Annotated in this window: 7 protein-coding genes, 1 tRNA gene and 1 pseudogene; 3 read left to right on the top strand and 6 right to left on the bottom strand. The window is 41.4% G+C overall.

The window, feature by feature from the left end; translation table 11 throughout:
• The 3 genes and pseudogenes from E0H81_RS16365 to E0H81_RS15835 all read right to left on the bottom strand — a co-directional run.
• Positions 1-130, bottom strand: a pseudogene (locus tag E0H81_RS16365) (IS982 family transposase); the annotation flags it as partial.
• Between the two features lie 282 nt (positions 131-412).
• Positions 413-523 carry a hypothetical protein gene (locus tag E0H81_RS15830; protein ID WP_131267706.1) on the bottom strand — a complete coding sequence of 37 codons (111 nt, stop codon included), beginning with the start codon at positions 521-523 and terminating at the stop codon, positions 413-415.
• A 301-nt stretch (positions 524-824) separates the two neighbouring features.
• A tRNA-Ser gene (locus E0H81_RS15835) sits at positions 825-914 on the bottom strand.
• Positions 915-1,036: 122 nt separating this feature from the next.
• Between E0H81_RS15835 and E0H81_RS15840 the strand changes: the two genes are divergently transcribed.
• Complete coding sequence (locus E0H81_RS15840; RefSeq protein WP_131267695.1) at positions 1,037-2,917, top strand: potassium transporter Kup; 1,881 nt, start codon at positions 1,037-1,039, stop codon at positions 2,915-2,917.
• A gap of 105 nt (positions 2,918-3,022) precedes the next feature.
• Here the strand turns inward: E0H81_RS15840 and E0H81_RS15845 are convergent, their stop codons facing one another.
• The gene (locus tag E0H81_RS15845; RefSeq protein WP_131320263.1) at positions 3,023-3,880 is read right to left on the bottom strand and encodes a hypothetical protein; all 858 of its coding nucleotides are present in this window, start codon (positions 3,878-3,880) and stop codon (positions 3,023-3,025) included.
• A 264-nt stretch (positions 3,881-4,144) separates the two neighbouring features.
• On the opposite strand from E0H81_RS15845, the gene E0H81_RS15850 reads away from it, so the two are divergent.
• Together E0H81_RS15850 and E0H81_RS15855 are read left to right on the top strand one after the other, a co-directional pair.
• Positions 4,145-5,266 (top strand): DNA/RNA non-specific endonuclease, encoded by a 1,122-nt coding sequence (locus E0H81_RS15850; protein WP_131320264.1) that lies wholly within the window; start codon positions 4,145-4,147, stop codon positions 5,264-5,266.
• A gap of 69 nt (positions 5,267-5,335) precedes the next feature.
• Positions 5,336-5,581 carry a hypothetical protein gene (locus tag E0H81_RS15855; protein ID WP_131320266.1) on the top strand — a complete coding sequence of 82 codons (246 nt, stop codon included), beginning with the start codon at positions 5,336-5,338 and terminating at the stop codon, positions 5,579-5,581.
• A 277-nt stretch (positions 5,582-5,858) separates the two neighbouring features.
• Here the strand turns inward: E0H81_RS15855 and E0H81_RS15860 are convergent, their stop codons facing one another.
• Together E0H81_RS15860 and E0H81_RS15865 are read right to left on the bottom strand one after the other, a co-directional pair.
• Positions 5,859-6,077: a hypothetical protein gene (locus E0H81_RS15860; RefSeq protein ID WP_131320268.1), complete on the bottom strand. Its 219-nt coding sequence runs from the start codon at positions 6,075-6,077 to the stop codon at positions 5,859-5,861.
• 39 nt (positions 6,078-6,116) lie between these two features.
• The coding region (locus E0H81_RS15865) for an integrase core domain-containing protein (RefSeq protein WP_131320270.1) at positions 6,117-6,299 on the bottom strand (183 nt) is incomplete at its 5' end.

The following is a 6,299-nucleotide window of genomic DNA, read 5'->3' on the forward strand; positions in this document are numbered from 1 at the left end:
CTTCAGAAAGGCTCAAAGCAGATTTTTGAGTTTGCTGATTTTGGTGGGCAATAAGAGATTTCTCTAAGGATTCATCAAAGATTTTGCAAAAATCATCCAAAATACAAAATAATTCGGTAATATGATCCATAGAAAGCCTTGTGTTTTAATGTTTTGTCTTGAGAACCAATACGTTACAAATACTAAGGCTTTTTTTCTACTCTTTTTTAGATCGAACTCAGGTTAAATAAATAAATGATATGGATGAGATAAAGACGAATTTTTGGAAGATGGGTTGATACAGAAGGATCGAAGGGAAGATAGCAACCCGACTAAACTTCCCCTTTAATTTTAACCTAGCGGCAACTCCCCCATAAAATATCTGCTCTATTTGGCTTTAGGATATTTTAAAAGGGACAGCGCAATGACGCTTTTATAAAAAGTATTCCCAAATGATATAACCCAAACCGAATCCAATGAATGAGTAAAGTGTGATGATAAAGAATACAAAGCTCGCTTTATTTTTCTTTGTTAAAAAACTCATATGAATCCTCAATATTGGGCCTAAGTTAGATCATATTATCCCATTTGTTTAGGAAAAGTGGTCTGCTTTACTGCTTTTAAATATCTGAATTGGTATTAATCATTCTATTTTTAATAAGTTAGAATTTTTTTCGTGCATCATCGCTAAAAATTTCTAAAGACTGCAAAAATATGCAATCCATGATGAATAAAACAATGTACCGTCAAATATCCCGCCAAAGTTAACGAGATATGGCTCATCATCCTATGCTGCAGGCGTAAAAAAAGACCTAAATCGTTCGATTTAAGCCTTTTTTAAATTCTGGCGGTGAGAGAGGGATTCGAACCCTCGATACGCGCAAACGTATACACACTTTCCAGGCGTGCTCCTTAAGCCACTCGGACACCTCACCATTGCGCCGCGATGATAACCAAAAAAAGCAACTCTGCCAAGTTGAAACAATTGATTTAAAGCAAAAGTTTTATCTCGGTGATATGATGGCGAAAAAATAGTGTCGAAAAACGAAGACAAAATATGCAAAGTACTGCAAAGAAAGCCGCCTTGCCTGTGATTACCCTCGCAGCGCTGGGGGTTGTATTCGGAGACATTGGTACCAGTCCATTGTACGCCCTTCGGCAATGTTTCCTCACCGCCCATCTTGCTATTAGTGAAGCATCCGTGCTTGGAATTTTGTCGCTGATTTTTTGGTGCATGATGCTGACCATCAGTTTCAAATATGTCACCATCATTATGCGTGCGGACAATAATGGTGAAGGCGGGATTATGTCGTTATTGGCATTGAACCTGCGAACCTCACGCATTGCCGAGAACAAAAAGATTTATCTGATTGCTTTAGGATTTATTGGTGCATCGCTGTTCTTTGGTGACGGCATCATTACCCCAGCCATTTCTATCTTGTCTGCGATTGAAGGCTTAAGTATCGCGACACCCATGTTTAACCAGTGGCTAATGCCTTTGGCGATTGGTATTTTGGCGGGATTATTTCTGGTACAACGGCATGGCACGGCGACCATGGGGAAATTCTTTGGACCATTAACCATGGTTTGGTTTTTATCCATTGGTGCACTGGGCGTGTGGAGTATTATCCAAACCCCATTTGTATTGACCATGGTCAGTCCGCATTGGGCTTTTAATTTCGTTGTGCATCAACCCTATGTGGCTTTCCTGACTATGGGCGCGGTTATTTTGACCATGACCGGTGGTGAAGCGCTGTATGCAGATATGGGGCATTTTGGTCGCTTACCGATCCGTCTGGCCTGGTTTATTATTGTTTTACCTTGTCTGCTGTTTAACTATGCAGGACAGGGAGCATTGTTGCTGCGTAACCCAGACGCGATTGCCAATCCATTCTATATGCTGGTTCCCGACTGGGCTTTATTTCCCATGATTGGTCTGGCAACGGCAGCCGCCGTCATTGCATCACAAGCGGTCATTACGGGCGTGTTCTCAATGACCAATCAGGCGATTCAACTGCGCTATTTGCCACGCTTAACCGTGCATCACACTTCGGATGTTGAACAAGGTCAAATCTATTTGCCGTTCATTAACTGGGTGTTGTTCATTTCGGTGGTGATCCTGATTTTATTGTTTGAAAATAGTGCCAACCTCGCCAGTGCTTATGGGGTTGCCGTCACCATGACCATGCTGTGCGGTACGATTTTAATTTCGTTTCTGGCCTATGGTTTCTGGCGTTGGCCGGTGTGGAAAGTTCTGTTATTTGCCGTGCCATTTTTAATGATTGATTCGGTCTTTGTTGCATCCACCTCATTAAAAATTATTTCTGGTGGATGGGTGCCAATCTTGATTGGTGCAGTGGTTTATACCCTTTTGATGACCTGGAAAGCCGGACGCGAAATTGTGCTGGAACGTTTGGAAAGAGATGCCTTGCCCATCGATCTGTTCATCAAAAGTATCGGTATGAGTGCGGAAACCCAGTTTGTACCCGGGGTCGCGGTCTTCCTGACAGGTACGCCAAATATCGTGCCGCATGCCATGTTGCACAATATTAAGCACAACAAGGTACTGCATGAGCTGAATATAATGGTGACGGTAATGACCCGTGATATTCCTTATGTGGAAGAAGAAGAGCGGACCAAAGTCGAAAAACTGAATGACCGTTTCTATCGTATTTCAGTGTATTACGGTTTTAAAGATATGCCCAATATTCCAGAGGCTCTGCAACAGGCTTATCGAAAATTAGGTTTTGACTTCGACATGATGCAAATGAGCTTCTTTATTTCGCGTGATCGACTGGTGCATACGCTGGGAGAAGGCTTGTCTCCATGGCGTGAAAAACTGTTTATTTCCATGCAGCGCAATACCAGTCCAGTCAGTGATTTTTATCAAATTCCGCCTAACCGGGTGGTTGAGCTGGGCAGTCAAATCGAAATCTAATGTTTTAAGAAATCTAGTGGGTTAAACAGCAGACCATAAAAAAACCAAGGTGGAAAATCCTTGGTTTTTTTTATCTGGAGGATGAAAGCCCTGAAAAGAGAGTGATTAGTTCTCTGTTTGTTCTGCAGCAGGAGCCTCTGGAGAAGCATTCAATGGTGCATCGCTAAGATCAGCTTCTGGTGCTGCCTGTACAGCATCATTCGGTTGTGCGGCTTCAGGTGTAGCAGCAAATGCTTCATTTGTTTCAGCAGTATTCACCGGTGCAGCAGCAGCCTCATTGCTTACATCTGCTTGTGACATATCTGCAGCATTAACATCTGCAGCAGTGACTGGTGCATCAGCAGAAGATGAAGTCATTGGGGCAGCAGCCATATTTTCACTGGCATCAGTCACTGGCGCTTGTGCAGCTGCAGCTTCTTGATCCATCACTTGTTCAGTTTGTTGTGCAGCTAATTCAGCATTAGATTGCATTGGATCTGCACTTTCAGATGCAGCTTGAGCAGTTTGCTCAAGAGCAGGACTGTTTGCTTGCTCTGGTGATGCTTCAACTTGTGCTGTTGTACTCATGTCTGCCGCTTGTGGCGCAGTTTCATCTGCAGCTGCAGTGGTTTGAACTTCGGTCTCGGATGTTGCTTGAGCGGCTTCAGCTGTTTGTGCTGTTGTATTTAGATCTGCAGCTTGTGGTGCATTTGCATCTGTCGCTGAATTGCTTTGTACTTGTTCTATCTCAGACCCAGCTTGAGCTTGATTAGGGGCAGTAGCGATCTGGCTTGGATCAACAAGACGGATTTGGCCGCTTGCCACTAAATCTTGAATTGAAACTGCTTGACCATTCACGGTAGTCGTCACTTTAACTTTAGATAAGCTTTCTAAAGAATCGCCAGGTTGAATTGCCGGTTCTGCGAATGCAGTTGCACTCATGAGTCCTGTAACGAGACTTAAACCTAAAAGCTTCGAATGCATAAAATACTCCGTAGAAAAATAATTCTGAATCTTGCGTGATCTTTCGTGTTTTTTACCTTGTCATAATTAGGATCGGTTTTTCAATCAAACATACGTAAAGTCATTAAGAGTCTTCATAAAAGCCTTAGAAAATGAGACATACTGTTACAACGACTGTGCTTTTGTTGAGCAGGTTTTGCTTAAATGTTAAGCAAACAACTTTCGCTACATATACTTCATTTTCTCTGCTTGTTAAGCTCGTGGAAAATGGGTGTTTATCTAGAAATGGCAATTAAGAAACGTAAAACCAGTAAATCTTGGGTTCAACTTTTAAATCAAAATAGCCTAAAAATTATTTTGGGTTTAGTCGCGACCAGTAGTTTTGCGATTGCATTTGGACAAGAAAAAATCCAGCAATTGGTTTCATTGCCATCTTCGTCAAATTCGGCGTGTTTAGATCAATTTTATCGTGATATTCCACCTTATCTAGCAAAAGAAAGTCTCAATAAAAACACCTATCCGCTGTGTTTTAATGGCTTCAATGTGATGTATTCAGGTGTATCGAAAACACCTTTGTGGGTGGCAGAAGCCCTGACTCCACAGCGCTTAAGCCAAAAAATTCCGCGTGAAGACAGTTTTCATGAAGAAACCAAAGTCAAAGTAGAGCATCGTGCGACATTGCCGGACTATAAAGCCTCAGGCTATGACCGTGGACATATGGCGCCAAATGCAGATATGCCCACCAAAGCTGCACAAAATGACAGTTTCTCTTTAGCCAATATGGTGCCGCAAGCGCCAAAAAATAATCAGCAGGTCTGGCGTGAGCTAGAAGAAGCCACACGTGCGATTGTGACCAAGCAGAAGCAAGATGTGTATGTGGTCACTGGACCGGTATATTCTGCGAAAAAACTCAAAACGATTGGTCAGGGTGTGATTGTCCCAACAGCGACCTACAAAGCCATCTATATGCCTAAAACAGGGGCGGCAGGGGTGTACTACGCCGACAATACCCTAAAAAGTACCGCACCCAAAGTGCAGGTTATTAGCATATGTGCGCTGGAAGATCTGATAGGAATTAATATTTTCCCTCAGTTAACAGAAGACCAAAAGCGCAATACTTACAATTTGCCATTAAGGGCAAGTGCGGTCAAAGCGACTCAGAAAATTGCCTATTCACATTGGGACGCAGAAAGCCAGTGTGCTGAAGAAGTCAGTGCAGATGCGCTTAGCGCTTTGCAAAAAGAGTTTAAATCTTCCTCTGTAAGTTCGATGTCTTCAGCCGCTACCACTGCATCATCGGCTGGGAACAAGAATGCGGCATCAACGATTGATCCAAATACCCAAGATGCGATTGTTAAACAATTGATTGAAGGACTTTTACAGTACATTTTACAGTTGTTGAAGTAAGCCTTTTTTAGGTAGGATGATGGAAATCATCCTACTTTTTAAACAACAATAAAGACAAGTGAGAAAACAATGTTTAAGCCTTTTGAAAATGGTACCGAATCACATGCCATTCACGACTTGACCTTAGAAAACCAAGAAGATTGTGTCAGTATTTATGGCAATTTACAGCTGACTAAAGACCAGGCTGGCTTGCAGGCGGCTAAAGCTTTACAGGCTTTTTTGAATGAAGTCGTCAGTGCTTTAGAAAATGAACCTCATTTACCTGAAAAAATTGATCGTCAAGATGAACAGGAAATTGAAAATCCGTTCTTATAAGCCGCCCCATGTTCCACATGGAACATAAAAAAAGCTCACATCTGTGAGCTTTTTTTATCGCTAGAATTTTTAGTCTTTTTCAGGAGTAACCCCTTTATAAATCAGAGCACCGAATGGCGCCAGAAATAGGCGCGGCCCAGAATAGCCAAAGCTAGCTTAAAGCGGCAGTTTTCGCAAAAAAAGCAACATCGCTACTCCATACCGGATTCAGCAAGATATTTATGCATTTTCTTCTCCAGATTTTTTTATCAATTTTTTAATCATTCCAGATGATATTTTATATTGATCGAGAAATTGAATATTTCTCAATCACAATAGAATCAATAGAATCAATAGAATCAATAGAATCAATAGAATCAATAGAATCAATAGAATCAATAGAATCAATAGAATCAATAGAATCAATAGAATCAATAGAATCAATAGAATCAATAGAATCAATAGAATCAATAGAATCAATAGATATGGCATTGGAACGACTGGGTAATACCCCCATTTTTAATTGAACTAATGGGTAGAAAATCCAAAGCCCTTGTTATTGTTTAAAATTAGGTGGACAACCATTTACTGACATATGAGGTCGTTCATGATTATAAAAGTACTGCCATAAGGTTGTACAGTCTTGAACCTCACTAAGCTCTCTAAATAAATATTGGTTTAGGCATTCGTATCGAACTGTGCGATTAAATCGTTCAACATAGGCATTTTGTTGAGGGTT

Origin of the sequence: Acinetobacter terrestris (genome assembly GCF_004331155.1) — a bacterium.
Taxonomy (GTDB): domain Bacteria; phylum Pseudomonadota; class Gammaproteobacteria; order Pseudomonadales; family Moraxellaceae; genus Acinetobacter; species Acinetobacter terrestris.